This is a genomic window from Methylomarinovum caldicuralii (assembly GCF_033126985.1).
Classification (GTDB): Bacteria; Pseudomonadota; Gammaproteobacteria; order Methylococcales; family Methylothermaceae; genus Methylohalobius; species Methylohalobius caldicuralii.
Map to the genome: position 1 here is coordinate 1,357,797 of NZ_AP024714.1, position 23,361 is coordinate 1,381,157.

At 65.3% G+C, this 23,361-nt stretch carries 21 protein-coding genes; 8 read left to right on the plus strand and 13 right to left on the minus strand.

Features of this window, described 5'->3' with window-relative positions; translation table 11 throughout:
* Positions 1-543 precede the first annotated feature (543 nt).
* Positions 544-1,878 carry a group II intron reverse transcriptase/maturase gene (ltrA, locus tag MCIT9_RS06965; protein WP_317704196.1) on the plus strand — a complete coding sequence of 445 codons (1,335 nt, stop codon included), beginning with the start codon at positions 544-546 and terminating at the stop codon, positions 1,876-1,878.
* A gap of 71 nt (positions 1,879-1,949) precedes the next feature.
* Here the strand turns inward: ltrA (MCIT9_RS06965) and tnpC are convergent, their stop codons facing one another.
* From tnpC to MCIT9_RS06980, 3 genes are all read right to left on the minus strand, one after another.
* Complete coding sequence (gene tnpC / locus MCIT9_RS06970) at positions 1,950-3,416, minus strand: IS66 family transposase (RefSeq protein WP_317704197.1); 1,467 nt, start codon at positions 3,414-3,416, stop codon at positions 1,950-1,952.
* 121 nt (positions 3,417-3,537) lie between these two features.
* Positions 3,538-4,872, minus strand: coding sequence for a group II intron reverse transcriptase/maturase (ltrA, locus tag MCIT9_RS06975; protein ID WP_317704198.1), 1,335 nt, complete (start codon positions 4,870-4,872; stop codon positions 3,538-3,540).
* 589 nt (positions 4,873-5,461) lie between these two features.
* Positions 5,462-6,082 (minus strand): SagB/ThcOx family dehydrogenase, encoded by a 621-nt coding sequence (locus tag MCIT9_RS06980; RefSeq protein ID WP_317704199.1) that lies wholly within the window; start codon positions 6,080-6,082, stop codon positions 5,462-5,464.
* Between the two features lie 74 nt (positions 6,083-6,156).
* On the opposite strand from MCIT9_RS06980, the gene MCIT9_RS06985 reads away from it, so the two are divergent.
* A complete protein-coding gene (locus MCIT9_RS06985; RefSeq protein ID WP_317704200.1) occupies positions 6,157-6,849 on the plus strand; it encodes a response regulator transcription factor in 693 nt (230 codons plus the stop codon).
* On the opposite strand, the gene MCIT9_RS06990 is transcribed toward MCIT9_RS06985, so the two are convergent.
* The 6 genes from MCIT9_RS06990 to MCIT9_RS07010 are packed head-to-tail and all read right to left on the minus strand — an operon-like array spanning position 6,846 to position 11,987.
* Positions 6,846-7,235, minus strand: coding sequence for a cytochrome C (locus MCIT9_RS06990; protein ID WP_317704201.1), 390 nt, complete (start codon positions 7,233-7,235; stop codon positions 6,846-6,848). The genes MCIT9_RS06985 and MCIT9_RS06990 overlap by 4 nt on opposite strands.
* A gap of 10 nt (positions 7,236-7,245) precedes the next feature.
* Complete coding sequence (locus MCIT9_RS06995; protein ID WP_317704202.1) at positions 7,246-8,319, minus strand: metallophosphoesterase family protein; 1,074 nt, start codon at positions 8,317-8,319, stop codon at positions 7,246-7,248.
* Positions 8,316-9,425, minus strand: a complete 1,110-nt coding sequence (locus MCIT9_RS07000) for a cytochrome-c peroxidase (RefSeq protein ID WP_317704203.1) — start codon at positions 9,423-9,425, stop codon at positions 8,316-8,318. The genes MCIT9_RS06995 and MCIT9_RS07000 overlap by 4 nt, the downstream gene beginning before the upstream one ends.
* A gap of 11 nt (positions 9,426-9,436) precedes the next feature.
* On the minus strand, positions 9,437-9,550 hold the full coding sequence (gene pqqA / locus MCIT9_RS13675) for a pyrroloquinoline quinone precursor peptide PqqA (protein ID WP_422880168.1): 114 nt from the start codon (positions 9,548-9,550) through the stop codon (positions 9,437-9,439).
* Positions 9,551-9,597: 47 nt separating this feature from the next.
* Entirely contained in the window at positions 9,598-11,085 is a 1,488-nt protein-coding gene (locus MCIT9_RS07005) for a DAHL domain-containing protein (RefSeq protein ID WP_317704204.1), read from the minus strand.
* Positions 11,082-11,987: a cytochrome-c peroxidase gene (locus MCIT9_RS07010; RefSeq protein WP_317704205.1), complete on the minus strand. Its 906-nt coding sequence runs from the start codon at positions 11,985-11,987 to the stop codon at positions 11,082-11,084. The genes MCIT9_RS07005 and MCIT9_RS07010 overlap by 4 nt, the downstream gene beginning before the upstream one ends.
* Before the next feature lie 301 nt (positions 11,988-12,288).
* Between MCIT9_RS07010 and MCIT9_RS07015 the strand changes: the two genes are divergently transcribed.
* Both MCIT9_RS07015 and MCIT9_RS07020 read left to right on the plus strand, forming a co-directional pair.
* Positions 12,289-13,230 (plus strand): 1-phosphofructokinase family hexose kinase, encoded by a 942-nt coding sequence (locus tag MCIT9_RS07015; protein ID WP_317704206.1) that lies wholly within the window; start codon positions 12,289-12,291, stop codon positions 13,228-13,230.
* 44 nt (positions 13,231-13,274) lie between these two features.
* The gene (locus MCIT9_RS07020; protein WP_317704207.1) at positions 13,275-13,919 is read left to right on the plus strand and encodes a MarC family protein; all 645 of its coding nucleotides are present in this window, start codon (positions 13,275-13,277) and stop codon (positions 13,917-13,919) included.
* Here MCIT9_RS07020 and MCIT9_RS07025 read toward each other — a convergent pair.
* Positions 13,880-15,064: an MFS transporter gene (locus MCIT9_RS07025; RefSeq protein WP_317704208.1), complete on the minus strand. Its 1,185-nt coding sequence runs from the start codon at positions 15,062-15,064 to the stop codon at positions 13,880-13,882. The genes MCIT9_RS07020 and MCIT9_RS07025 overlap by 40 nt on opposite strands.
* Positions 15,061-16,332, minus strand: coding sequence for a glycosyltransferase (locus tag MCIT9_RS07030; protein WP_317704209.1), 1,272 nt, complete (start codon positions 16,330-16,332; stop codon positions 15,061-15,063). Before MCIT9_RS07030 ends, MCIT9_RS07025 begins: the two co-directional genes overlap by 4 nt.
* A gap of 151 nt (positions 16,333-16,483) precedes the next feature.
* Here MCIT9_RS07030 and MCIT9_RS07035 point away from each other — a divergent pair, with 151 nt between their 5' ends.
* From MCIT9_RS07035 to MCIT9_RS07040, 3 genes are read left to right on the plus strand one after another with little or no spacing between them, the layout of a single operon-like run.
* Positions 16,484-16,759 (plus strand): type II toxin-antitoxin system RelB/DinJ family antitoxin, encoded by a 276-nt coding sequence (locus MCIT9_RS07035; RefSeq protein WP_317704210.1) that lies wholly within the window; start codon positions 16,484-16,486, stop codon positions 16,757-16,759.
* A complete protein-coding gene (locus tag MCIT9_RS13680) occupies positions 16,737-17,144 on the plus strand; it encodes a type II toxin-antitoxin system RelE/ParE family toxin (protein ID WP_422880169.1) in 408 nt (135 codons plus the stop codon). Before MCIT9_RS07035 ends, MCIT9_RS13680 begins: the two co-directional genes overlap by 23 nt.
* A gap of 1 nt (position 17,145) precedes the next feature.
* The gene (locus tag MCIT9_RS07040) at positions 17,146-19,008 is read left to right on the plus strand and encodes a bifunctional diguanylate cyclase/phosphodiesterase (RefSeq protein WP_317704211.1); all 1,863 of its coding nucleotides are present in this window, start codon (positions 17,146-17,148) and stop codon (positions 19,006-19,008) included.
* On the opposite strand, the gene MCIT9_RS07045 is transcribed toward MCIT9_RS07040, so the two are convergent.
* On the minus strand, positions 18,962-20,014 hold the full coding sequence (locus MCIT9_RS07045; protein WP_317704212.1) for a PAS domain-containing sensor histidine kinase: 1,053 nt from the start codon (positions 20,012-20,014) through the stop codon (positions 18,962-18,964). The two genes, MCIT9_RS07040 and MCIT9_RS07045, sit on opposite strands and share 47 nt — an antisense overlap.
* Positions 20,015-20,048: 34 nt before the next feature.
* On the opposite strand from MCIT9_RS07045, the gene MCIT9_RS07050 reads away from it, so the two are divergent.
* Positions 20,049-20,675 (plus strand): ANTAR domain-containing response regulator, encoded by a 627-nt coding sequence (locus tag MCIT9_RS07050; RefSeq protein ID WP_317704213.1) that lies wholly within the window; start codon positions 20,049-20,051, stop codon positions 20,673-20,675.
* A 6-nt stretch (positions 20,676-20,681) separates the two neighbouring features.
* Here the strand turns inward: MCIT9_RS07050 and MCIT9_RS07055 are convergent, their stop codons facing one another.
* Positions 20,682-23,234, minus strand: coding sequence for an EAL domain-containing protein (locus MCIT9_RS07055; RefSeq protein ID WP_317704214.1), 2,553 nt, complete (start codon positions 23,232-23,234; stop codon positions 20,682-20,684).
* Between the last annotated feature and the right edge of the window lie 127 nt (positions 23,235-23,361).

A 23,361-nucleotide genomic window follows, 5' to 3' on the forward strand; every position in this document is an offset into this window, starting at 1 on the left:
AAGTTATGTAGAAGGAAAGACATCGCTGAAACCTTCAGAGCGACCTGACAGGTGCAAGTCCTGTCCGGCCAAGGCTGGCCACCAGCCGGAACCGAGTGTTGCGTGGTCGAGGAGCGATCCCGACTGCGAAGCGTACACAGGGGGCCTGTAGGCCGCGTGATGGAGCCTCGAAAGTACGGAATGCGGAGCCGACGTTGTTGAACGGACGGAAGGCAACAGGGGTGGTGCTGTACTGGCCTGGCATCATCCCTCCGCCGGGGTCGAAGAGCGGGGCATGCAGGGCAAGGGTCGCCCAGGAACCTGGGAGGGCTCGATCACTCCTTGCGGGAAGAGCGGTGCGGGCGCCGTGTGAGAAAAGGCCCAGGCCCATCGGAGCGGTGTCCGGCCGATGGGAGCGAACGGGACACGAAGCAGGGTACCGGCGCGCGAAGGCGACGAAGCGCGCTGGGAAGGTGATCGAGCAATCGGAGCCTGCCGATAGTACCTGGGAAGTCGGGGAACCTGCCCCAAGGGACCCGATGGAGGGAAGCGGCAGGTCGGACGATGGGGCTTTCGGAGGGACAGATGGCCGGGACATCGAGCCAGGAGAACATCTCAACACGACAACGGAAGCTAGCGGAACTGGCCCGGATCGAACCGAAGCTGGAACTGACCACGATTGCCCACCACATCGACGTGGTGTGGCTGGAAGAAGCCTGGCGGCGCACCCGCAAGGACGGGGCCGCCGGGGTGGACGGCGTGACTGCATCCCAATACGCAGCCGACTTAGAGGAGAACCTGACGCGCCTGCTGGAACGGTTCAAGACCGGCCGGTATCGGGCGCCTGCGGTACGGCGCGTCCACCTGCCCAAGCCGGGAACGGGAAAGACCCGCCCGATCGGCATTCCCACGCTGGAAGACAAGGTGCTGCAACGGGCGGTGCTGATGGCGCTGGAACCCATCTTCGAGCAGGACTTTCTCGACTGCGCCTACGGGTTCCGGCCCGGACGCAGTGCCCACCAGGCCCTGGAGAGGCTATGGGGCGGGCTGATGGCCATGGGCGGTGGCTGGGTCATCGACCTGGACATCCAAAACTTCTTCGACGACGTGGACCGGGACCGGCTGCGGAACTTTCTGGGGCAGAGGGTGCGCGACGGCGTGATCTGCCGCGTGATCGGTAAATGGCTGAATGCCGGTGTCATGGAAGGCGGACAGCTTCACTACCCCGAACAAGGGACACCGCAAGGTGGGGTGATCTCCCCACTGCTGGCCAACCTCTACCTGCATCACGTGCTCGACCTGTGGTTCGAGCAGACGGTCAAACCGCGACTGCAAGGCAGCGCCTTCGAAGTCCGGTTCGCCGACGATGCGGTCCTGGTGTTCGAACGGGAAGAAGACGCCCGGCGGGTATTGGCCGTTCCGGGCAAGCGCCTGGCCAAATACGGCCTGCGCCTGCACCCGGACAAAACCCGCCTGCTCGACTTCAGAAAACCCGGACGGAAAGGCCAGAGCTTCCAATACCTGGGATTCACCCACTACTGGGGACGCTCAAGGAAAGGGCGTTGGGTCGTCAAACGCAAGACCGCCCAAGCCCGGCTCAGCCGCTCCCTGCAGGCGATCAACCACTGGTGCCGGATGCACCGCCACTGGCCGGTTGCAGACCAACAAGCGGCCCTGAGCCGCAAACTCAAGGGGCATTATGCCTACTATGGGATCGTCGGCAACAGCCAATCGCTGGCCCGCTTCCTGTACGAGGTCAGACGGCGCTGGTACAAATGGTTGTCCCGCCGCAACCGGGAACGGATGAACTGGGACCATTTTGGGCGGCTGTACAAACGATACCCACTCCCCCCACCGCGCGTGGTTCACGGAATTGCCCGTTGCGTAGCGACGCCATAGTCCGAGGAGCCGGATGCCTTAATCGGGCACGTCCGGATCTGTGGGAACCGCGGGTGAGCAATCGCCCGCGGTCACCCGGCCGGGCTTGCCACTGGAAGTGGTTGAGGTTCCGGCAGGGGCAGGCGGAAGGTGACCTCGCCCTCTGCCATGCCCTGGGCGCAGATGGTCCGCAGGGTCTGATAGACGCCGATCTTGAGGCGCTTGCAGGTTTCGACCAGCGACAGGATCATGGGTCGGAAGCAGTCACCGCGATGCGACTGGCTGAAGAAACGGGTCTTGCGCCAGATGACATAGGGGCGTAGGGCACGCTCTGCCGTGTTGTTGGTCATCGGTACGCCGGGATGGTCCAGGAAGGTCCAGAACCTGGGAAAATCGTCCAACAACTTGCGGCAGCTGCGACCGGTTTTGTTGTCGCCATGTCTTTGGGCGGCCTGTTCCAGTTCGCGCCGGAAGAGGGCTTTGAGGCGTTCCAATCGCCTTCGGTAGCGGTCGGATGGGTAATGGCTCTGTTGCCAGAGCTTGCCGTAGTGAACCGTCAGGCGGGCGGCCCGGAGCAGGCGTTCGCCATCTTCGCCGGCCTGTCCCTTGCGCCCGGCGATCCGTTCCAGGTTGCGGATGAGATGCGCCCAGCAGTATTGGTGTGAGTCCTGGGGATGGTCGTTGTAGGCCCCGTGGCGGTCGGTCACCAGGATTCCCTGGAAATCCCCCAACAGCTCACCGGCCGCACCCTTGCCGCGGGAATAATGGGTCAGGAAATACGCCATCTGATCGGTCGTCAGCGCCCACAGCCAATAGATGCTGCGGCCCCGGTAGTGGCGGGTCTCGTCGGCATGGGCGATCAGCGCTTTTCTGACCGCTTCGCCAATCTGGTTGTAGACCGGACCCAGCCACGCCTGCAGCGGGATCTGGCTCTGGCTGATCGCCCCCAGGCTGAATCTCAGACCCCATTGTTCTTCCAGCAGCGCTTCGACTTCCCGCAGCGACAGGTGATAGCGCCCCGTCATCAAGCCAATCCACGCCACCAGCCCAGGTCCCATCTGGCCGCGGGGCACCTCATCCGGTAGCCGCCCCTGGTGCTTCTCACCACAACACCCACAGCGGCCTTCATACACCCGGTGTTCGACCACCCGGTAACGAATCTCGGGCAGGTCGAACACCTGATGGGGACGGAATCCCCGCACCGCCACCGACCCACCGCACTCGCAGCGGCCATGGGGAAAGTAATGCCGGACCTCGTCCACTGCTTCTGCCGGAACCAGAGCCCGCTCGTGCCTGGGATGTCCCACCTGCGCCCCTTTCTTGCGTCCCGTCGGTCGCTTGCCCTTGCGCTCGGCGCGCTTCTTCGGGCTGTCCTGGGAAGGTGGTTGGGAGGAATTGTCGGACCCCAAGGCCAACTGTTCCTCCAGTTCTTCCACTCGCGCCTGGATCTGCTGAAATTCTCCCAGCGCCCGCCAAAGCGCTTCGATCACCCGGTGGCATTCCTCCACCGTCCCGGGCAAGGGAGGTGGGCGGCTCAGGTCCAGATCAAGTCTTTCCATGGCCCGTATTCTCTTGGTTCTTCAGGCACTTGGCAAGACCGGCCGGGTGACCGCGGGCGATTGCTCACCCGCGGTTCCCACAGATCCGGACGTGCCCGATTAAGGCATCCGGCTCCTCGGACTATGGCGTCGCTACGCAACGGGCAATTCCGTGAACCACGCGCGGTGGGGGGAGTGGGTATCGTTTGTACAGCCGCCCAAAATGGTCCCAGTTCATCCGTTCCCGGTTGCGGCGGGACAACCATTTGTACCAGCGCCGTCTGACCTCGTACAGGAAGCGGGCCAGCGATTGGCTGTTGCCGACGATCCCATAGTAGGCATAATGCCCCTTGAGTTTGCGGCTCAGGGCCGCTTGTTGGTCTGCAACCGGCCAGTGGCGGTGCATCCGGCACCAGTGGTTGATCGCCTGCAGGGAGCGGCTGAGCCGGGCTTGGGCGGTCTTGCGTTTGACGACCCAACGCCCTTTCCTTGAGCGTCCCCAGTAGTGGGTGAATCCCAGGTATTGGAAGCTCTGGCCTTTCCGTCCGGGTTTTCTGAAGTCGAGCAGGCGGGTTTTGTCCGGGTGCAGGCGCAGGCCGTATTTGGCCAGGCGCTTGCCCAGAACGGCCAATACCCGCCGGGCGTCTTCTTCCCGTTTGAACACCAGGACCGCATCGTCGGCGAACCGGACTTCGAAGGCGCTGCCTTGCAGTCGCGGTTTGACCGTCTGCTCGAACCACAGGTCGAGCACGTGATGCAGGTAGAGGTTGGCCAGCAGTGGGGAGATCACCCCACCTTGCGGTGTCCCTTGTTCGGGGTAGTGAAGCTGTCCGCCTTCCATGACACCGGCATTCAGCCATTTACCGATCACGCGGCAGATCACGCCGTCGCGCACCCTCTGCCCCAGAAAGTTCCGCAGCCGGTCCCGGTCCACATCGTCGAAGAAGTTTTGGATGTCCAGGTCGATGACCCAGCCACCGCCCATGGCCATCAGCCCGCCCCATAGCCTCTCCAGGGCCTGGTGGGCACTGCGTCCGGGCCGGAACCCGTAGGCGCAGTCGAGAAAGTCCTGCTCGAAGATGGGTTCCAGCGCCATCAGCACCGCCCGTTGCAGCACCTTGTCTTCCAGCGTGGGAATGCCGATCGGGCGGGTCTTTCCCGTTCCCGGCTTGGGCAGGTGGACGCGCCGTACCGCAGGCGCCCGATACCGGCCGGTCTTGAACCGTTCCAGCAGGCGCGTCAGGTTCTCCTCTAAGTCGGCTGCGTATTGGGATGCAGTCACGCCGTCCACCCCGGCGGCCCCGTCCTTGCGGGTGCGCCGCCAGGCTTCTTCCAGCCACACCACGTCGATGTGGTGGGCAATCGTGGTCAGTTCCAGCTTCGGTTCGATCCGGGCCAGTTCCACTAGCTTCCGTTGTCGTGTTGAGATGTTTTCCTGGCTCGATGTCCCGGCCATCTGCCCCTCCGAAAGCCCCATCGTCCGACCTGCCGCTTCCCTCCATCGGGTCCCTTGGGGCAGGTTCCCCGACTTCCCAGGTACTATCGGCAGGCTCCGATTGCTCGATCACCTTCCCAGCGCGCTTCGTCGCCTTCGCGCGCCGGTACCCTGCTTCGTGTCCCGTTCGCTCCCATCGGCCGGACACCGCTCCGATGGGCCTGGGCCTTTTCTCACACGGCGCCCGCACCGCTCTTCCCGCAAGGAGTGATCGAGCCCTCCCAGGTTCCTGGGCGACCCTTGCCCTGCATGCCCCGCTCTTCGACCCCGGCGGAGGGATGATGCCAGGCCAGTACAGCACCACCCCTGTTGCCTTCCGTCCGTTCAACAACGTCGGCTCCGCATTCCGTACTTTCGAGGCTCCATCACGCGGCCTACAGGCCCCCTGTGTACGCTTCGCAGTCGGGATCGCTCCTCGACCACGCAACACTCGGTTCCGGCTGGTGGCCAGCCTTGGCCGGACAGGACTTGCACCTGTCAGGTCGCTCTGAAGGTTTCAGCGATGTCTTTCCTTCTACATAACTTCCTCCTTCTCCAGGCTTGGCCTGGCGCAATGAACGGGTACTCTGTTTCAAACCGGCATGCCGACTGGCAGCAGATAGACCGGCTCGACCGCCTCCGGCAGGGCCAGCGCCTCCGCCAGCGCCGTGTCGTCGAAGGCCCCGACGGTCACCGTCCCAAGCCCCAGGGCGGCGGCCTGGAGGCAGGCGTTCTGGGCCGCATGTCCGGCTTCCAGATGGACGTAACGCATGGCCCGGCTGCCGTATTTGACCGCGGTCCGTTCCGGCACCGCGGTGATGACCAGGATGGCGGCCGCCTCGTACACGCATTCCTGGTCCAGGGCGGCTGCGGCGATGGCGGGACGGTGATCCTGGGAACGCCACAGGAGCAGATCGTGGCTCAGGGGACGGTAATGGTACAGCCCCGGCGCCAGTTCATCGCAGCGGCTCACCGCCAGCAGCACTTCCAGAGGGTAGAGGGCGCCGGCGGAGGGGGCGGTACGGAATCCCTCGCGGCTGCTGACTCCCTGGGCGGCCCACAGCAGCTGCGCCAGGGCTGCCAGGGGGACGGGCACAGGCCGGTAACTGCGGATGGAACGGCGCTGCAAAAGGGCCTGTTCCAGGCTGACGGTGTTTTCCAGTTGCGGCTGGGGCAGGGGAGTTGTCTGAATCCGACCGGGAACGAAGGGCATGGCTTTATCCTCCTCGCATGTGGCGCTGGAAGGGATGATACGCCAGAATGATACGATTGCGAGCCTGGAGAACGATGGAAAAACGGATTCTTGTCATCGATGACGACCCGGACATCCGCAGACTGCTGCAGGAGTATCTGGGCCGGTACGGTTTTCTGGTGGCGTCGGTGGCGTCGGGACGGGCCGGTTTGGAACGCCTTGAGCGGCAGCCGGCCGATCTTGTGATCCTGGACATCCGCCTGCCGGACGAGGACGGCTTCGAAGTGCTGAGGAAGTTGCGGCAGCGTTGGGAAGTGCCGGTCATCATGCTGACGGGGCTGGAGGACAGCGCCGACCGGGTGGTGGGGCTGGAACTGGGGGCCGACGACTATCTGACCAAGCCCTTCGACCCAAGGGAGCTGCTGGCACGGATCCGGGCGGTCCTGCGGCGCTGCCGCCCTGTTCCGGAGATGGCGGCGGAATACCGCTTCGCCGGTTTCCGGCTGCATCCGGAAAGCCGGGAACTGGTCGGCCCGGGTGGCGAGACAGTGCGTCTGTCCCGCAGTGAACAGCGCCTGCTGCTGGCTTTTCTGCAGCATCCGGGACGGACCCTCAGCCGTGACCGGCTGCTGGAGTTGTGCGAACCCCATGGCGAGGATATTTTCGACCGCGCCATCGACGTGCGGGTGCTGCGCCTGCGTCGCAGGCTCGGGGAGGCCGGTGCCCTGATCGTCACCGAACGCGGCGAAGGCTATCGCTTCGCCGCGGCGGTGGAGCGGTCCGGTTAGTGCTTGCCCGGGGCCAGGGGCACCCCGCGGCGCTCCCAGACGATATAGGCCTCCAGGGCGATCATCTCGTCGCTGTCCAGGGGCAGGGGCTTGCCTTCCAGGGGGTTCTGCAAGCACCAGTTGATCATCTCCCGCAGGGTGGCCACCTTGCCCAGCTGCTTCTGAAACTTGGGATAGGTCTCCGGGTGGGTATTGGCGCCGTTAGGATGGCACTGGTCACAGGAAACCTGGTTGGTTCCCAGAGTCGAGTGGAACAGCTTTTCGCCCTTCTGCATCACCTTCATGTACTCGGCCTGCCAGCGCTTGAGATCCTCTTCGGTGAATTCGTCGCTGTAGGCGGGTGTCGCCGCCAATCCCGCCAGCAAAAGCCATATGCCTGGTTTCATATCGGTCTCCTCAATAATGGAATTGGGGTGGAATGCGCTTGTCCGGGTCCTGATACTTCAGGTCCACCGGGTGCTTGAGCTTGAAGTCGAAAGCCACGGTACGGTTCTCGTTCAGCCACAGCTGATAGTGGTTGGTGACGGCGCCGCTGTCGAGGTCGAGGATGTCCCAGCCGGTACCGTCGCGCTGGTGGAAGGGATCGGCGCGGTTCATGAACACCGTCAGCTTCGGCACCCGGTTGGGTTTCTGCACGTAGCTGACCGGATAGGGCCAGGGCCAGGCGGTGGCCATCACGGCGTAGAAGGTGATGTTGCCGATCTGGTTGTAGAGCACCTGGTGGACGTGGCCGTGAAGCACGGTGACCCGGTGGAAGCGCTGCAGCTGTTTTTGGACCTTTTCGGCATCGTCGGTCCAGAAGTTCCATGGCTTGAAGATTTTGTACAGAGGCGAGTGGGACAGCACCACCACCGGTACGTTGGCGTCGTATTTGGCCAGATCCTCGGCCAGCCAGCGCAGCTGCTCGTCGCCCACCATGAAGGGGGAGCCCTTGGGATTGTCGAGGCGGGCCATGTTGAGCATCCGCTCCATGGGCGTCGGCCACTGGGCGATCCAGTCCTCGTAGGTGAGGATGCTGTTGAGGACCACGAAGTGGACGCCCTTGTGGTCGAAGCTGTAGTGCAGGGGGCTGATCTTGTCCTGCCAGTATTCCCCCATGTCCAGGTAGAAGTCGTGCTCGCCGATGACCCACTTGAGGGGCGGGCGCAGGGCCGACAGCAGCTCCAGGCCGTGGTCCAGCTCCTCACGCTTGCCCAGCTGGGCCAGATCGCCGCCATAGATGACGAAATCCGGCTTCGGATCCATCAGGTTCACTTCCATGACCGCCTTGCGCAGTCCTTGGTCGAAATTGCGGGTAAATTGCGTACCCTTGATGTGGGTCAGGTGGGAGTCGGAAATGTAGGCGAAGGTGAAGGGCTCGTGCTCGGGCGGTTTGCTGCCCATGCCCCAGGCCACTTCCACTAGGCTGAAAGGCAAAGTGGCGCTGAGGCCGGCCAGTCCCATGCCCTTGATGAAGTTTCTGCGTTTCATGGCGTTCTCCTTGCTAAACGGGAACTGGTGAGGGATTTGAGGAATTCGACCAGGTCGGTCTTCTCCTGCGGCGTCAGCCCCAGGGGGCGGATGCCGCCGTCGAGCAGGGGATTGTCGAAACCGCTGATGTCGTAGAAGTCGATGACTTCCTCCAGGGTCTTGAGGCTGCCGTCGTGCATATAAGGGGCGGTCAGGGCGATGTTGCGCAGGGTCGAGGTCTTGAACTTGCCGATGTCCTCGGTCTCGCCGGTGACCGCGAACTGCCCCAGCTCCGACAATTCCGCCTGGGTCAATACCGCCTCGTCCACCGGCCTGCCTTCGGCCTTGGCCTTGCGGAAGGCGGCGATGATCTCGGGCAGCCGGGCCTGGATGCGTTCGAAGCCGACCCCGAGGTTGTGGAAACGGTTGTCGGTGAACAGCGCGGTGGATTCTTCGATCACGTGACAGCTGACGCAGCGCCCCTTGCCACGGAACACCGCCAGGCCGCGGATCGCCGCCTCCGACAGGGCGTTCTTGTCGCCGCCGTAGAGATAGCGGTCGAAAGGGCTGTCCCCGGCCACCACGGTGCGCTCGAAGCTGGCGATGGCCTGGACCACGTGGTCGATGGTGATCTGGTCCGGCGTCAGCCCGAAAGCCTGGCGGAACCGGTTCCGGTAGTCGGGATCGCCGCGCACGATTTCGACGATGGGATCGTGGCTCTTCAGGCCGTGCTCGATGGGGTTGACGAAGGGATCCTTGGCCTGCGCCTCCAGGCTGGGGCGGCGCCCGTCCCAGAACTGCCGGGTGTAATAGGCGGCGTTGATGACCGTGGGGGCGTTGCGGGTGCCCTTCTGTCCCCGGATGCCCTCCGACACCGGCAGGCCGTCCTGGAACGCCAGCTCCGGCTTGTGGCAATGGGCGCAGCTGACGGTGCCGTCGGCGCTGAAACGCTTGTCCTCGAACAGCTTCCGACCCAGCCGCGCCTTGTCCAGGGTCAGGGGGTTGTCCTTGGGGACCGGCACCGGCGGCAGGCCGAGCAGGGTCTTGGGGTCCGGCAGCCGGACCTCGCCGGCGGGGAGCGCCGGGCTCAGGGCGGCCAGGGTCACGATCAGCACATGGGGCTTCATGGCGGCCGTCCTCAGCGGTGGTGGATATAAAGGGTGACCTCGAAGCCGAGGCGAAGATCGCGGTAGGTGGGTTTTTGCCAAGTCATGGCGCTACTCCTGTGTTTCAGATTGGACACAGGTGCCATTCTAAACCCGCGCGGTTACCGGGGGATTTCAAAAAATCCCGGGTTGGTTACCGTTGTAACGGAGTTCCGGGAAAGTTAACGGTAAAGCAGGTACCCTGGCCCGGCTGACTGTCCACTTCGATGCGGCCGCCATGGCCCTCGACGATGCGCCGGACGATGGTCAGCCCCAGACCGGTGCCCAGCCCCACCGGTTTGCCGCTGGCGAAGGGATCGAACAGGGTCGCCAGGCGCTCCGGCTCGATGCCGCCGCCGTCGTCGCGGACGCGGAGTCTCACCCCGTTCTCCGCCTCGTCGAGAAGGACCTCGATGTGGCCTTGGTTGCCGACCGCGTCGGCGGCGTTGCGCACCAGGTTGACGACCACCTGCTGCCATTCGCCGGGGCGGCCGCGGACACGGCGATCTTCCGGCAGGCGGTTGGCGAATCTCAGGGACACGGCCTTCGGCAGGGTCGGGCGGACGAAGCCGAGGGCTTCCTCCACCACCTGGGACGGGTCGAATTGCACGCTTCGGTCACTGCGGGGGCGGGCGAACTGGAGCAGGCGCTGGATCATCTCCTGGCCCCGGCCGACGATGGTGTCGATGCGCTCGAGGGCGCCTTCCGGCCGCTCCCCTGCGGCGAGCTGTTCCCGGGCCAGTACCAGGTAACCGCGCACCCCGGCGAGCAGGTTGTTGAAGTCGTGGGCGATGCCGCTGGCGAAGCTGCCCAGGGCCTCCATTTTCTGGGCCTGAAGCAGCTGGCGTTCGGCCTCCAGGCGCTGCCGCATTTCCTGTCGCAGCCGGCGGTTGGCCCGCTGCAGGCGGATCAGGGCCAAGGTCAGCTGGACGAAGAAGACCGCGGCGGCCATATAGAGAGCGAGACGGAAGCCGTCGGCGCGCCGTTGCAGCCGCGCCAGAGCGGCCTCGTGGACCACGGCCAGGCGGGTGGCGGTGGCGCCCAGAGGTGTGTTCAGCAGTTCCCCCAGCAGCCGTTGTTGCTTCGGCAGCAGCCGCAGCAACAGGCGAGTGTGGTTGCGCAGCGGCGTGAAAGGTTCCCGGGCCGGCAGTCGGGCCAGCAGTTCTTCGAGCGTCCGCCGGTTTTTCTGCGCCGGGCGGCGGACAAAGCGCAACATCGCCGCACCCAGGGACGGCACTGCCGGATGGTCAGCGCTCAGCGTTTCCTGCAGGTGGAGAAAATAGGCCAGGGAGTTGCGCACCAAGGCGTGGGCGGACTTGAAGCGCTCCAGCAGGATCGCCTTGTGCCGGGCCAGGCGCGCCAGGGCGGCGACCTGGGGCCGGAGCGGCCCGGCGTGATCGCTCAGGCTGCGCAGGTCTTTTTCGATGGCCTCCACCGCTGCGTTGACGCTGTCGTAATGGAGCAGGTCGCCGGCGTGCAGCCGCAGCAGATCGCGGTTGAGTTCGGCGTCGTGCAGGCGCAGGGCGGTCAGGGCACTGGCAAAGCGGGCGGCGCCGGTCGCTTCGATATCGGCGTAGCGGTACAGGCCGGTCAGCACCGCCAGGACCGCCGCCAGAATCAGGGCCCCGCGAATCGGGGTCATGGCGGTTTCGGACGCAGGTAGCGGCCGGTCAGGCTCTTCAGGAAGGCGACGATGGCCTTCACGTCCCGGGGCGGCGGGCGGGTGCCGAGCTGCAGTTCGGCCATCAGGGTGACGGCCTTTTCCAGGGTCTGTACCCCTCCGTCGTGGAAGTAGGGGGCGGTGAGCGCCACGTTGCGCAGGCTCGGAACCCGGAACACGTCGCGGTACTCCTCCCGGCCGGTGACGGCGATGCGGCCCGGATCGGCGCTCGGATAGCGCCCGAAGATACCCAGCTTCTGCAGCAGGTTGCCGCCGACGTTGACCCCCTGGTGACAGGCGCTGCAGCCGTAACGCTTGAACAGGCGGTAACCTCGTTTCTGCGCCGGCGTCAGGGCGGATTCGTCGCCGCGCAGAAAGCGGTCGAAGGGCGCATCCGGGGTTACCAGGGTGCGCTCAAAGGCCACCAGGGCGTCGATCACCGCCTCCGCGTCGATGTCGCCGTAAAGGGCCGCAAAATCGCGGCGGTAACCGTCGTCGGCCTTGAGGCGCGCCAGGGACCGGTTCCAGTCCACCCGCATGTCGCGCTGCAGCGCCGTCTCCGCCTGCTGCTTCAGGGTGGCGAGGTCGCCGTACCAGTGCAGCCGGTAGTTGAAGACGGCGTTGAACACCGTCAGCGTATTGTGGGGATAGGGACCGCTGCGGATGGCCGGCAGGGGGCTGTCGTCGTCGCCGCCGGCCTCGAGACGGTGACAGTCGGCGCAGCGGATGCGGCCGCTGCCGCTCAGGCGGGGATCGTGGAACAGACGCTCGCCGAGGCGGGCGGAGGGTGTTGGTGCGGGCGCGGGCGGTAAGGGCAGGATCGGCTCGGTCGCCGAGAGGGATCCCGGCAGCAGGACGATGACGGTGAGAAGCTGTCGGTACACCTTCAGGCTAGGGCGATCCTCAGCAGCATCAGCCCCGCCAGCCCCAGCAGAAAGGCGCCGAACAGCGGCTGGATGCGGTGTTTGTCGATGCGTGTGGTCAGGTGAGCGCCGAGGCGGGCGCCCAGGAATGCGGCGCCGGCGCAACAGCAGCATCAGCAGCAGATTCAACGGCGTCACGGCATGCCCCGAGGGTTTTTTCGTGCAACCGTAGTGGATCGCCGCCGCCGCTGCAAGTCCGTTTTGTCTATGGCGCGGGCGGTGGGTATAGTGATTGCGATTGAGAAATGGGAGTCGTCCTGCCATGCCGATTGCAACCCTGACCTTGAATCCCGCCATCGACGTCACCTATGACATCGATCGTCTGCTCCCCGACCGCAAGGTCCACGCCGCCGCCACCCGCTACGATCCCGGCGGCAACGGCATCAACGTCAGCCGGGCCCTGAAACGGCTGCAGGTGCCGGCGCGGACCTTCTGCGTCCTCGCCGGGGAGACGGGGCTGTTTCTCGAACGCCTGCTGCAGCGCCATCTCGACGATCCCGCCTACATTCGCATCGCCGGTGAAACCCGCATCAACTGCACCCTGTTGGAGCAGGCCAGCGGCAGCCAGTACGAGGTCAGCGGCATCGGTCCGCACCTGGGGACGGAGCGGCTCGACGACCTGCTCGATACCTTCGTGGGTTACGTGGCGGAAGGCTACGGGGTCGTAACCGGCTCGGTGCCGCCGGGAGTGGGGCCGGACGTCTATGCCCAACTGGTAGGTCGCATCCGTGCCCAGGGAGGGTGGCCGGTGCTGGACGCCCACGGCGAGCTGCTGCGCCTCGGGGTCCAGGCGCGTCCTTTCCTGGTCAAACCCAACCGCTACGAGCTGGAACAGCTGGTGGGACGGCCGCTGCCAGACGCCGACGCGGTGGCGGGCGTGCTGCCGCAGCTGGAGGAATACGGCATCGACTACTGGTGCGTCTCCCTAGGGGGCGAGGGAGCCGTGCTCTTCGACGGCCACCGGCTGTGGCGCGCCCGTCCGCCCCGGGTGCCGGTCCGCTCCACCGTCGGGGCCGGGGATTCAATGGTCGCGGCCCTGGTGGCCGGTTTCGCCCGGGAAATGGAGGCGGCCGAGATCCTGCGCCTGGCGGTGGCCTGCAGCGCCGGCACGGTGATGCAGCCGGGCACCGAGCTGTTCGACCCGGAACGGCTGCTCGAACTCTTACAACAGGTCGAGGTCACCATCATCGACAGACGGATATAACGATAACCCCCCGGAGGCGTGAAAGATGCTGTTTCTGTTCAAAGATGCTGTTTCTGTTCAAGGCGCTGATCAGTCTGCTGGTGGTGGTCAATCCCATCGACAGCACGATCTACTTTCTGACCCTGACCGCCGATCGTCCTGCGGAGGAACGCCGGGCCATCGTCCACAAGGCGGTGACCGCCGCCACCGTCTTCCTGCTGGCGGCGATCTGGTTCGGTGAACTGCTGCTGAGCCTGCTGGGTATCAGTATCGGCGCCTTCGCCGTCGGCGGCGGCCTGATGATGCTGGTGATGGCGATGGCGATGGCGATGCTGCAGGCCAGACCCAGCGCCCTGGAGCGCACCCCGGCGGAAACCGAAGAAGCGGCCGGACGGGAAAGCATCGCCATCGTACCGCTGGCGATGCCGTTGATGGTGGGGCCCGGCGTGCTGAGCATGGCGGTCCTGCTGGCGGACCAGGCCGGTGGCATCGGCGGCAGGATCGGCCTGACCCTGGTGGCCGGTGTGGTCATGGGGATACTGTGGTGGTTGTTGCGCAAGGCCGAGCCGGTCGTCGACTGGCTGGGAGAGACGGGCGCCAACGTCCTGATCCGAATCGCCGGAATGATTTTGGCGGCGATCTCGGTGCAGATCATCGCCGACGGCCTGGTTCAGCTGTTCCCGGGGCTGGCGGGCCTGAAAATGGGCTGACGCCGGGTCAGCCAGGCCAGGATGGCGGCGGCCAGCGCGGTGACCGCCGCCGAGCACAGGAAGGCGACGGTCGATCCCCACCACTGCCACAGGGTACCGAACAGCAGCCCGCCGGGCAGGGCAGCCAGTCCCACCACCATGTGGAACAGGCCGTAAGCGGTGGCCCGGCGGGCGGGCGGGGCGTGATCGCCGATCAGGGCCCGTTCCGGGCCCTCGGTCAAGGCCAGAGCGCCGGCATAGCCCAGGAACAGGGTCCAGGTCAGCCAGACGCCGTCACGGGCCAGGGCGAGGGCCACCAGCATCGCCACCCGCACGCCCCAGCCTCCCAGCAGCACGGCCCGGCGGCCGAGTCGGTCCGACGCCTCTCCGCCCAGCAGCGCCAGCGGGGTCTTGATGGCGCTGGCCGCCGCCCACAGCAGCGGCACCCAGGCGATCTCCAGGCCCCGTCCGGTGGCCCACAGCACCACGAACACTTCCGGCGCCGCCGCCAGGGCGAGGGCGCCCCCGGCCAGGATCAGCCCTTGAAGATGCGGGTCAAGGGCGCGCCAGCGCAAAGGCGGCGGTTTGGGCGCCACCGCCGGACGGGCCGGTTCCTTCAGGCCGAAGGCCAGCAGCGCCAGCACCAGCGCTCCCGGCAGCGCCGACCACAGGAACACCTGGGTCATCGGTACGTCCTGCCGCAACAGGGCGAAGGCCAGCAGCGGGCCGGCCACCGCACCGGCGTTGTCCAGAGCACGGTGGAAGCCGAAGGCCCGGCCGCGCAGCGGCTCGGGGGTGGCGGCGGCGATGAGGGCGTCGCGGGGGGCGGTGCGCAGTCCCTTGCCGATGCGGTCGAGAAAGCGCAGCCCCAGCACCCACGGCCAGGCGGTCGCCAGGCCGATGAGGGGGCGGCACAGATTGGAGAGGGCATAACCGCCCAGCACCAGGCGTTTGTGCCGCCAGCCGCGGTCCGCCAGGCGGCCGGAGACGATCTTGAGGAAGCTGGCGCTGGCCTCGGCCACCCCTTCCACCAGCCCGACCACCGCCGCCCCGCTTCCCAGCACCGCGGTCAGAAACACCGGCAGCAGCGGCGTGATCATTTCGCTGGCGGCATCGTTGAGGAACGACACCAGCCCGAGAACGATAACGGTGCGCGGCAGCCTCATAGCTGGCAGCTGCCCGCTTCGCAGCTTTGGGTCACCAGCGGGCACAGGCGTCGGCGCAGCACTTCGAAGGAAAAATGGCGCCGCCCCAGTTCGTAATTGGTTTCCACCATCGCCTGTACCTGCTCCGGGTGGTCGAGGAGTTCCCGTACCGCCGCCACCGTGCGGTCGTCGATGAAATCGTCGAAGGCCAATACCTGGAAGCCCTTGGGCTGGATGTCGATCTTGAAGATCTCGTAACGGCTCATGAACAGGGGCTTGCGGTAGTAGATCGCCTCCAGGAAGGCGTTGCCGAAGCCTTCCAGGGTCGAGGGATAGGTGACCAGGTCGGCGGCGTGGTAGGCGTCGGCCAGGGAGAAGATGCGGCGGCCGTCGGCGGTGGTGCCGCGCACGTGATTGAAACGCTCGGCGGCGAACAGTACCTTCACCCCCAGCAGCTCAGCGTATTCCGCCAGGTACCGGCGGTAGGCGTCCCCCTCGTCGCCGCTGGAATGGGTGATGAGCAGGCAGCACGGCCGTTCCAGCTTGCGGGCCAGCTCGATGGCGCGCTCGATGCGCTTGCGCGGCACGATGCGGGTGGGCTGCAGCAGCAGGACCTCCCCGGCGCCGATCCCCAGTTCCGCCCGCAGGGAGGCGCTGACCTCGTCCGGCGGCGGGGGCGGGGTCTCGAACGGCATGACGTTGGGGATCAGGGTGGAACGCATTCCGGTGCGCAGCGCCACCTGCTCGGCGGCGTAGGAGTTGATGACCACGTGGTGGAGAAATGACATCGCCGGCGGGAAGGCAGCCTTGAGATAGTCCTCGGCGGCGTTGAGGGCGTAACGGCTGCGTTCCCAGTAGAAGTCGTGATGATGGGCGATGGCGGGGATGCGGGTTTCGGTGATGAATTCGGTCAGGGCCAGTCCCAGGGGCACGTTCATCGGAAGCGACAGAGCGTTCTCGACCACGAGCAACTCGATGCGGAAGCGTTCCACGAAGTCCCGCAGCTGTTGCTTCAGGCGCCGGCGCAGGGCGGAGACGGTTTCCGAGGTCGAGGGGCTGCGGTAAATGTTGTCGAACAGGTCGGCGTTGAGGCGTTGGATCAGGGGATGCTTGAAGTGGGCCTCTGGAACCACGTAACAGCGCTCCGGCGGGCGGTCCAGTTCGCCGGCGAGATAGAAACAGGTATGGCCGGCCTGCTCCAGAATCCGGGACCATTTGGCCGACTCCAGCGACACCCCGTCGGTGCCGGCCAGGCGGGTGGAAACGAAACCGATGTGACGTTGCGCCATTGCAGGTCCTCCTTGAACACGGGGATGATTTTAACGGAACAGCAGGCCGGAAGGTGCTGGGAAGCAAATCGATGCGGTGTTCTCCCAAGAATGCTTCTGTTCCTTGATGAGATATAATGTATCTCAATGAATTTGATACAGGTGAGTGCTGATGGCTACGACGATGGTGCATGTCCGCATCGACGAGCGAGTGAAAAAGGAGGCCAGCGAAGCTTTGGAAGAAATGGGGCTCTCGGTTTCCGACGCTGTGCGGATGTTGCTGGTGCGGGTTGCCGCTGAAAAGCGATTGCCGTTCGAAGTGCGGGTTCCCAACGCGGTAACCCGGGCAGCTGTCGAGGAAGCCGCGGAAATCGTCCGCCGACGACAGGCCCGTTTCCAATCCGGTGACGAGCTGATTCAGAGCCTTGAAGAAACCGGCCGGCCGTAAGCGTACCGAACCTCCCAGAGCCTGTGACTATACCCGGGCTTTCCTCAAGGACTGGCAGCGCCTGAGTCGCTCAGGCCGTTACAACATGAACCGTCTCAAGGCGGTCATGATGCAGCTGATCGAAGGGCGAACGCCGCTACCGCCCGAACTGAAGGAGTACCCCTTGTCCGGTGATATGCAGGGGCTGCGGGAATGCCACGTGGGCTTGACACTTATTGCTTTACCGTCTGGTGAATCACAAAGGGATGGAGATGGTGGTGTTCGTCAGGACGGGAACCCACGCAGATCTGTTCGAATAGCGCCACCGCTGTATCCCGAAACAAAGCTCGGCGGCAACGGATGTGATCGGCTAAACTTGTCCCACGAACTGGAACCGGGACGTTAATATGGCCGATCTTTATTCCATTCCGGCCCCCCAACCCTCGGGCCTGACGGTTTCCCTGACTCCGGAGCAGGCCAACCACCTGCTGCGCCTGCAGCGCGATGTGCTGGCGGAGATCGTCCAGAACGACGATGCCCAGAAGTCTTTGGAACTGCTGTGCCGCAGTGCCGAAGCCCTGTTGCCTAACGCGGTGGCCTCGGTCATGCTCTACGACGAACGCCGCGAAAGCCTGCAAGTGCGCGCCGCCCCCAGCATTCCCCAGGAAGCCATAGAAGCCCTGAACGGCCTGGTGCCCGGGGAACGGGCCGGCTCCTGCGGTACCGCGGTGTTCAAGGGAGAGCCCCAGTTCGTGTGCGACACCCGGGTCGATCCCCGCTGGTCCTCGGAGGATTTCCGCCGTTTCGCCGAGGAATTCAATCTGCGCGCCTGCTGGTCCATGCCGATCCGTATCGGCGGCGAGGTGGTCGGTTCCATGGCGCTGTCGAGCTTCGAGAAGCGTAAGCCCAGCGAATTCCACCGCCTGCTGCTGGAAACCGCCGCCTATCTGGCGGGTATCGTCCTCCGGCGCGAGCGCGAGCAGCGGCGCCTGTGGCGGCTGGCCCATTACGACAGTGTGACCGCTCTGCCCAACCGGCGGCTGTTCGAGCGGAATCTTCAGGCCGCCGTCCAACGGGCACGGCGCCGGAACGAACAGGTGGCATTGCTGTTCATCGATCTCGATCACTTCAAGGACATCAACGAAACCCTCGGGCACTGGGCCGGCGATGCCGTGCTGCGCCAGGTGGCCGACAGCCTGCGCGCCCTGGTCGAGGACGAAACCGCAATCGCCCGGCTCGGCGGCGACGAATTCGTGCTTCTGCTGCCGGCGGTGACCGATCCTTTGCAAGTCCATCGTTTCGCCGCCCGGGTCCTGGAGGCCATCAAATTGCCGATGACGGTCCAGGGACGCCAGTACCGTCTGTCGGCCAGCATTGGCATCAGCCTGTTTCCCGGGGACGGAGAGGATTTCACCACCCTTTACAAGCAGGCCGATCTCGCCCTCTACGAGGCCAAGGCCCAGGGGCGTGGGCGTTACATCCATTACCGCCGGGAGCTTGCGGCCAGGATCGAGGCCCGCACCGCGCTGGTGGAGGACATCCACCGGGCGCTCGCCGAAGACGAATTCCGCCTGGCCTATCAACCCTTGTTCACCCCCACAGGTTACATCGTCGGTTTCGAAACCCTGATCCGCTGGCAGCATCCGCACAAAGGCTGGATTCCACCGCTGGACTTCATCCCCCTGGCCGAAGAAACCGGCTGGATCGGCGAGATCGGGGACTGGGTGCTGGAAACCGCCTGCCGTCAGTGCCTGGACTGGTGGCGGCAGGGCGCCGCACCCTTCCGGCTGGCCCTGAACGTGTCAGTCAGGCAGCTGCAAAGCGGTTATGCCGCAGCCTTGCTGACCCGGCTGCGGCGCTGGGGATTCCCGCCGGCGCGGCTGGAGCTGGAAGTGACCGAAAGCCTGCTGATGGACAGTGACAGCCAGGCGCTGGAAGAACTGGCACTGCTGCGGGAAGAGCGGGTCACGGTGGCGATGGATGACTTCGGCACCGGCCATTCCTCCCTGGCGCAACTCAAACGCATGCCCATCGACCGTCTCAAGATCGATCGTTCCTTCGTGCGCGACATTCCGGCCGACCGCAACGACGAAATCATCGTCCGCACCATCGTCGCCATGGGCCATGCCCTGGGACTGGAGATCGTCGCCGAAGGCGTCGAGACGGAAGTGCAGCGGGATTTTCTGGTCCGCGAAGGCTGCGATCTGCTGCAGGGCTATTTCTTCAGCCGGCCGCTGGCGCCGGAGGCGGCGGCTGCCTTGCTGAAGTGACCAGTTTCACCACCGGCGGCCGCAGCCGCAGCTCGGCGATCACCTCGTCGTCCTGCTGGAACAGGCGCAGCTGCGCGCTGCCATCCTTGGGAAGCAGGCCCTGGACCAGCTGCAGGCCGGTACTCAGGGTTTCGGGACGGTTGAGATCCGCTTTCAGCCGCGGCCCTTGGTAGCGGTTGCGGACGGTGACGACGGCTTCCTCGCTGCTGCGGCGCAGATGCAGGGAAATCCGCGGGGCGGACGTGTGGCCATGTTTGGCGGCGTTGAACAGGAGTTCGTTGAGGACCAGGGCGATGGCAACCGCATCGTTGTCGTTGACCACGATGTTGCAGTACCGGGGCACGTCCAGCGTCAGGGGGATCGGATGGGTGCGGTCGCTGGCCCGGGCCGCCACCCGCACCAGGTCGCAGAGGTAGATTTTGTCGTCATCCTGGCAACTGCGCAGACCGTAGGTGAGGGTGATGGAATTGATCTGGCGGATCGGGATTTCCAGAAACGGCGCCAGTTCCGGATGCTCGAGCAGCTGATTCTGCAGCAGGCCGACGATGCCCTGGAGGTTGTTCTTGATCCGGTGGTGGACCTCCCGGATCAACAGGTTGCGCTGGCGGCGTTCGCGCTCCAGCACCTCGGCTTCCCTGGCCCGTTGCCGGCTGATGTCGAGCACCAGCAGCATCACTCGGCCGGGGCCGTTCCTGCGACCGGAAACCAGGACGGGACAGGGCGGTCCGCCGGCGCGCTGCAGGCAAACCTCCAGCGCCGTGGCCTTGCCTTCCTGCAGCAGCTGCCGCCACCAGTCGCAGACCGCGTGATATTCTTCCGCCCGGCACAGATCCTGCCAGCGGCGGCCGCACAGCTGTTCGCCGGCTATTCCCAGCAGTTTACGGACGTAAGTGTTGGCCGCTTCGATCACCCCCGCGTCATTGAGATGGAGGACGCCGATGAGATCGGCATCGTAACAACCGCAGGTCGTAAACGCGTGCTTGGCATCGGAGATCGCTTTACTCATAATGATCCATTTCAACCGCTGGCAAAGTAAGGTAATGACGGAAAAGACACGGCGAAAGATCCTGGTGGTGGACGATGATCGCCTCATCCTCTCCACCCTGTCCCAGGGGCTGGGGAAGCTCGGCTACGAGGTGATGGAGGCGGCCAATGCCGAGGAGGCGCTGGCACGGGTGAGGCGGCAGCGGCCGGATCTGGCCCTGGTGGACGTGCGCATGCCGGGGATCGACGGTCCCGCCCTGGCCCGGCGTCTGCAGGAAGAATTCGGTATCGCCAGCCTGTTTCTGTCCGCCTATGACGACCGCGACGCCATCGAGGCGGCCGCTGCGGCCGGCGGGCTGGGTTACCTGACCAAGCCGTGCAACATTCAGGATCTGGTGCCGGCGCTGGAGCTCGCCATCCACCGGGCCCACGATCTGGCGGCGCTGCGGGAACGGGAGGCGAAGCTGCAGCAGGCTCTGCAACGCAACCGCGAGATCAACGTTGCCGTCGGCGTGCTCATGGAGCGTTTCCGCCTCTCCCGCCACGTCGCTTACGAACGCCTGCGCCAGCGTGCCCGCCACCACCGCTGCAATGTGCGGGAGCTGGCCGCCCAGGTGGTGCAGCTGACCGAGGCCATCAACAGCTTTCTCGAAGACCATCGCAGTGCCAAAAGCCAGCGCTGATTCGCCTCAGCCCCGTTGCCGCAGTGCGGCCTCGAACTGCGCCGCCGGCAGGGGCCGGTAGAACAGATACCCCTGCAGCAGATCGCATTCCAGTTTCCTGAGAATCTCCTGCTGGGCTTCGGTTTCCACCCCCTCGGCCACAACGTCGAGCCTGAGGGTGTGGCCGAGGCTGATGATGTGACGGGCCAGTTCCCGGTTGCGGTTGTGGTGCAGGTTCTGGACGAAGCTGCGGTCGATCTTGAGGGTGTCGAAGGGGAACTGGTGCAGATAGCTGAGGGAGGAATAGCCGGTGCCGAAGTCGTCGATCGCCAGCCGCACGCCGCCGCGCTTGAGGCGGTCGATGTTGGCCAGCGTCGTCTCGCCGCATTCCATCAGGGTGGATTCGGTGATCTCCAGCTCCAGGGCCCGGGGAGGGAAGCCGGTGCGCTGCAGCAGCGCCAGCACGGTGGCGGCGAAATTGGCATCCTTCAGCTGGACGCTGGAAACGTTGACCGCCAGCTGCAGCTCGCCGCAGCGTTGCCGCCACTGCTTGGCATGGTGCAGAGCGGTCTGCAGAATCCATTCCCCCACCGCGCCGATCAGCCCGAGGCTTTCCAGTACCGGGATGAAGCGCGGAGGCGCCACGGTCCCCAGCTTGGCATTGTGCCAGCGCAGCAGCACCTCACAGCCGGCGATGCGGCGGCCGGCGGCTTCCACCTGGGGTTGATAGACCAGGCTCAGCTCGCCCCGTTCCAGGGCGCGGTGCAGCTCGCTTTCCAGGGTAATCCGGGCATCGGCCTCGGCCTCCATGGCCGGGTCGTAACGGCAGACCCGGTTGCGGCCCTCGAACTTGGCCCGGTACATGGCGGTATCGGCGTGGCGCAGCAGGGTGTGGGGATCGGCGCCGTTTTCCGGAAACAGGCTCACGCCGATACTGGCGCGGACGAACAGTTCCCGGCCGTCGAGCCGGAACGGCTGCTGCAAGGCTTCCAGGAGCTTGGCGGCGATGGGACGCCAGGCCTCGGCGTCATCGAGGTCGGTGACGATGAGGGTGAACTCGTCGCCGCCGAAGCGGGCCACGGTGTCGCTCTCCCTGAGGGTGTGGCACAGGCGCTGAGCCACTTCCTGCAGCAGCTTGTCGCCCGCCAGCTGGCCGAGGCTATCGTTGATCTTCTTGAAGTCGTCCACATCCAGGAACATCACCGCCAGATGGTGCGGGTGGCGGCGGGCCCGCACCAGTTCGAGGCGCAGCCGGTCCAGGTACAGGGCCCGGTTGGGCAGCTGGGTGAGGGGATCGTAGTGGGCCAGGCGCTCAAGGTCGGCCTCGGCCTGTTTGCGCTCGCTGAGGTCGTGGAGCACCGCCAGATACAGGGGCGGGTCGCTGCTGAGGATGCGGTCCACGGCGATCTCCAGCGGCACCAGCGCCCCGTCGCGGCGCTGGCCGAAGGCTTCCAGGTGCTGTTTCCGTTCCCGCCACAGGTGTTGCAGCAGCTGGTGGGCGAACAGAGGCCGGTAGCGCTGTTGCAGCAGCAGTTTGCCGATGTCGCAGCCCTGCAGTTCCTCGCCACGGTAGCCCAGCAGGGTTTCGGCCGCCGGATTCCAGGATGCTACCGTGCCGTCGCCGCGGAATACCAAAATGCCATCGGGGATGTTGTCCAGGACCGCTTTGAGGTGGGCGCCGCGCTGCTGGCTGAGGGTTTCCAGTGCGGTCTGCTCGGTCAGATCCTTGAGGCTGAAGATCAAACCGTAATGCTCGCTGCCGGCGACCAGATCGCCCAGATCGATGGGTGCGATTTCCATCTGCAACAGCCGCCCGGCGTGTTCGAAGCGCAGTTCATGGTGTTTCTGGGCCAGCAGCAGATCGGCGCACAACGCTTCCAGACCCGGAACCGGCAGCAGGTCCGTGAGCCGCGTTCCCGGTGCGAGGCTTTCCGTCCCGCACAGTGCGGCGAATTGCGGATTGGCGCTGAGGATACGCAGGCGGGAATCGGTGACCGCCAGCCCGCAGGGGGCGTCGGTGATGACGCGCTCGGCGAAGGTTTTGAGTTGTGCGATGTGGTGGCGGTCCGCTTCCACGTAGGTGTCGATTCCCAGGCCCATGTCGAAGAAGACCTTGCGGATCAAAGCGGCGGTGAGGGCTTCGCGGGTTCCGTCATCGAGGTCGGCATCGCGCCACAGCCGCGGCAGCAGGTGGATGAGATAGTGGGCGTAGACGCCGGTGTACCACTTCAGGTCCAGGCCGATGCGGTGGTGGACCTCGCCGATGCGGAGGCGGTCGTGGATGTAGGCGGCGTTGCAGCGATCCTGCAACAGGATGCGGAAATAGCGCTGCTGGCTGGCGCGCAGGCGCTGCAGCCGGGCCGGATCGGACAATAGCTGCTTGAGCGGCGGGAAGCGGCCCAGGTGGCGGTAGAAAGCGCGCACGAAGGTGTGGGCGCAGGGCGGCAGACGGTGGCGGTAGCGCCGCAGCAGCGCCTGATCTTTGGCGGTGAATTCCAGAAAGTCCTTGCGCTGACGGATTTCCTCGGCGTTGGGTATTTCCATCTTGGGATGGCGTTCGAACGATTTCATTTCCAGCATCTCGGTCTCCGGCACAGAATCCGGGCGGCACTGCACCGGAATTCTTAAAGTAAGTCGGTCTGGAGAACGGCTGATGCGGGGGCGGGGCATCGGGAAAGACAGGAAAGCGGGGCGGGGGCTTTCCGGA

Bases quoted from the DNA above. Each gene is read 5' to 3' on its own strand.
- ltrA (WP_317704196.1), top strand. From the start codon at position 544: ATGGGGCTTTCGGAGGGACAGATGGCCGGGACATCGAGCCAGGAGAAC.
- MCIT9_RS07040 (WP_317704211.1), top strand. From the start codon at position 17,146: ATGGCCGATCTTTATTCCATTCCGGCCCCCCAACCCTCGGGCCTGACG.
- MCIT9_RS07030 (WP_317704209.1), bottom strand. From the start codon at position 16,332: ATGGCGCAACGTCACATCGGTTTCGTTTCCACCCGCCTGGCCGGCACC.
- ltrA (WP_317704198.1), bottom strand. From the start codon at position 4,872: ATGGGGCTTTCGGAGGGGCAGATGGCCGGGACATCGAGCCAGGAAAAC.
- MCIT9_RS07025 (WP_317704208.1), bottom strand. From the start codon at position 15,064: ATGAGGCTGCCGCGCACCGTTATCGTTCTCGGGCTGGTGTCGTTCCTC.
- MCIT9_RS06985 (WP_317704200.1), top strand. From the start codon at position 6,157: ATGGAAAAACGGATTCTTGTCATCGATGACGACCCGGACATCCGCAGA.
- MCIT9_RS07020 (WP_317704207.1), top strand. From the start codon at position 13,275: ATGCTGTTTCTGTTCAAGGCGCTGATCAGTCTGCTGGTGGTGGTCAAT.
- MCIT9_RS07055 (WP_317704214.1), bottom strand. From the start codon at position 23,234: ATGCTGGAAATGAAATCGTTCGAACGCCATCCCAAGATGGAAATACCC.
- MCIT9_RS07035 (WP_317704210.1), top strand. From the start codon at position 16,484: ATGGCTACGACGATGGTGCATGTCCGCATCGACGAGCGAGTGAAAAAG.
- MCIT9_RS07050 (WP_317704213.1), top strand. From the start codon at position 20,049: ATGACGGAAAAGACACGGCGAAAGATCCTGGTGGTGGACGATGATCGC.
- tnpC (WP_317704197.1), bottom strand. From the start codon at position 3,416: ATGGAAAGACTTGATCTGGACCTGAGCCGCCCACCTCCCTTGCCCGGG.
- MCIT9_RS07005 (WP_317704204.1), bottom strand. From the start codon at position 11,085: ATGACCCCGATTCGCGGGGCCCTGATTCTGGCGGCGGTCCTGGCGGTG.
- MCIT9_RS07045 (WP_317704212.1), bottom strand. From the start codon at position 20,014: ATGAGTAAAGCGATCTCCGATGCCAAGCACGCGTTTACGACCTGCGGT.
- MCIT9_RS06980 (WP_317704199.1), bottom strand. From the start codon at position 6,082: ATGCCCTTCGTTCCCGGTCGGATTCAGACAACTCCCCTGCCCCAGCCG.
- MCIT9_RS06995 (WP_317704202.1), bottom strand. From the start codon at position 8,319: ATGAAACGCAGAAACTTCATCAAGGGCATGGGACTGGCCGGCCTCAGC.
- MCIT9_RS07015 (WP_317704206.1), top strand. From the start codon at position 12,289: ATGCCGATTGCAACCCTGACCTTGAATCCCGCCATCGACGTCACCTAT.
- pqqA (WP_422880168.1), bottom strand. From the start codon at position 9,550: ATGGCACCTGTGTCCAATCTGAAACACAGGAGTAGCGCCATGACTTGG.
- MCIT9_RS07000 (WP_317704203.1), bottom strand. From the start codon at position 9,425: ATGAAGCCCCATGTGCTGATCGTGACCCTGGCCGCCCTGAGCCCGGCG.
- MCIT9_RS06990 (WP_317704201.1), bottom strand. From the start codon at position 7,235: ATGAAACCAGGCATATGGCTTTTGCTGGCGGGATTGGCGGCGACACCC.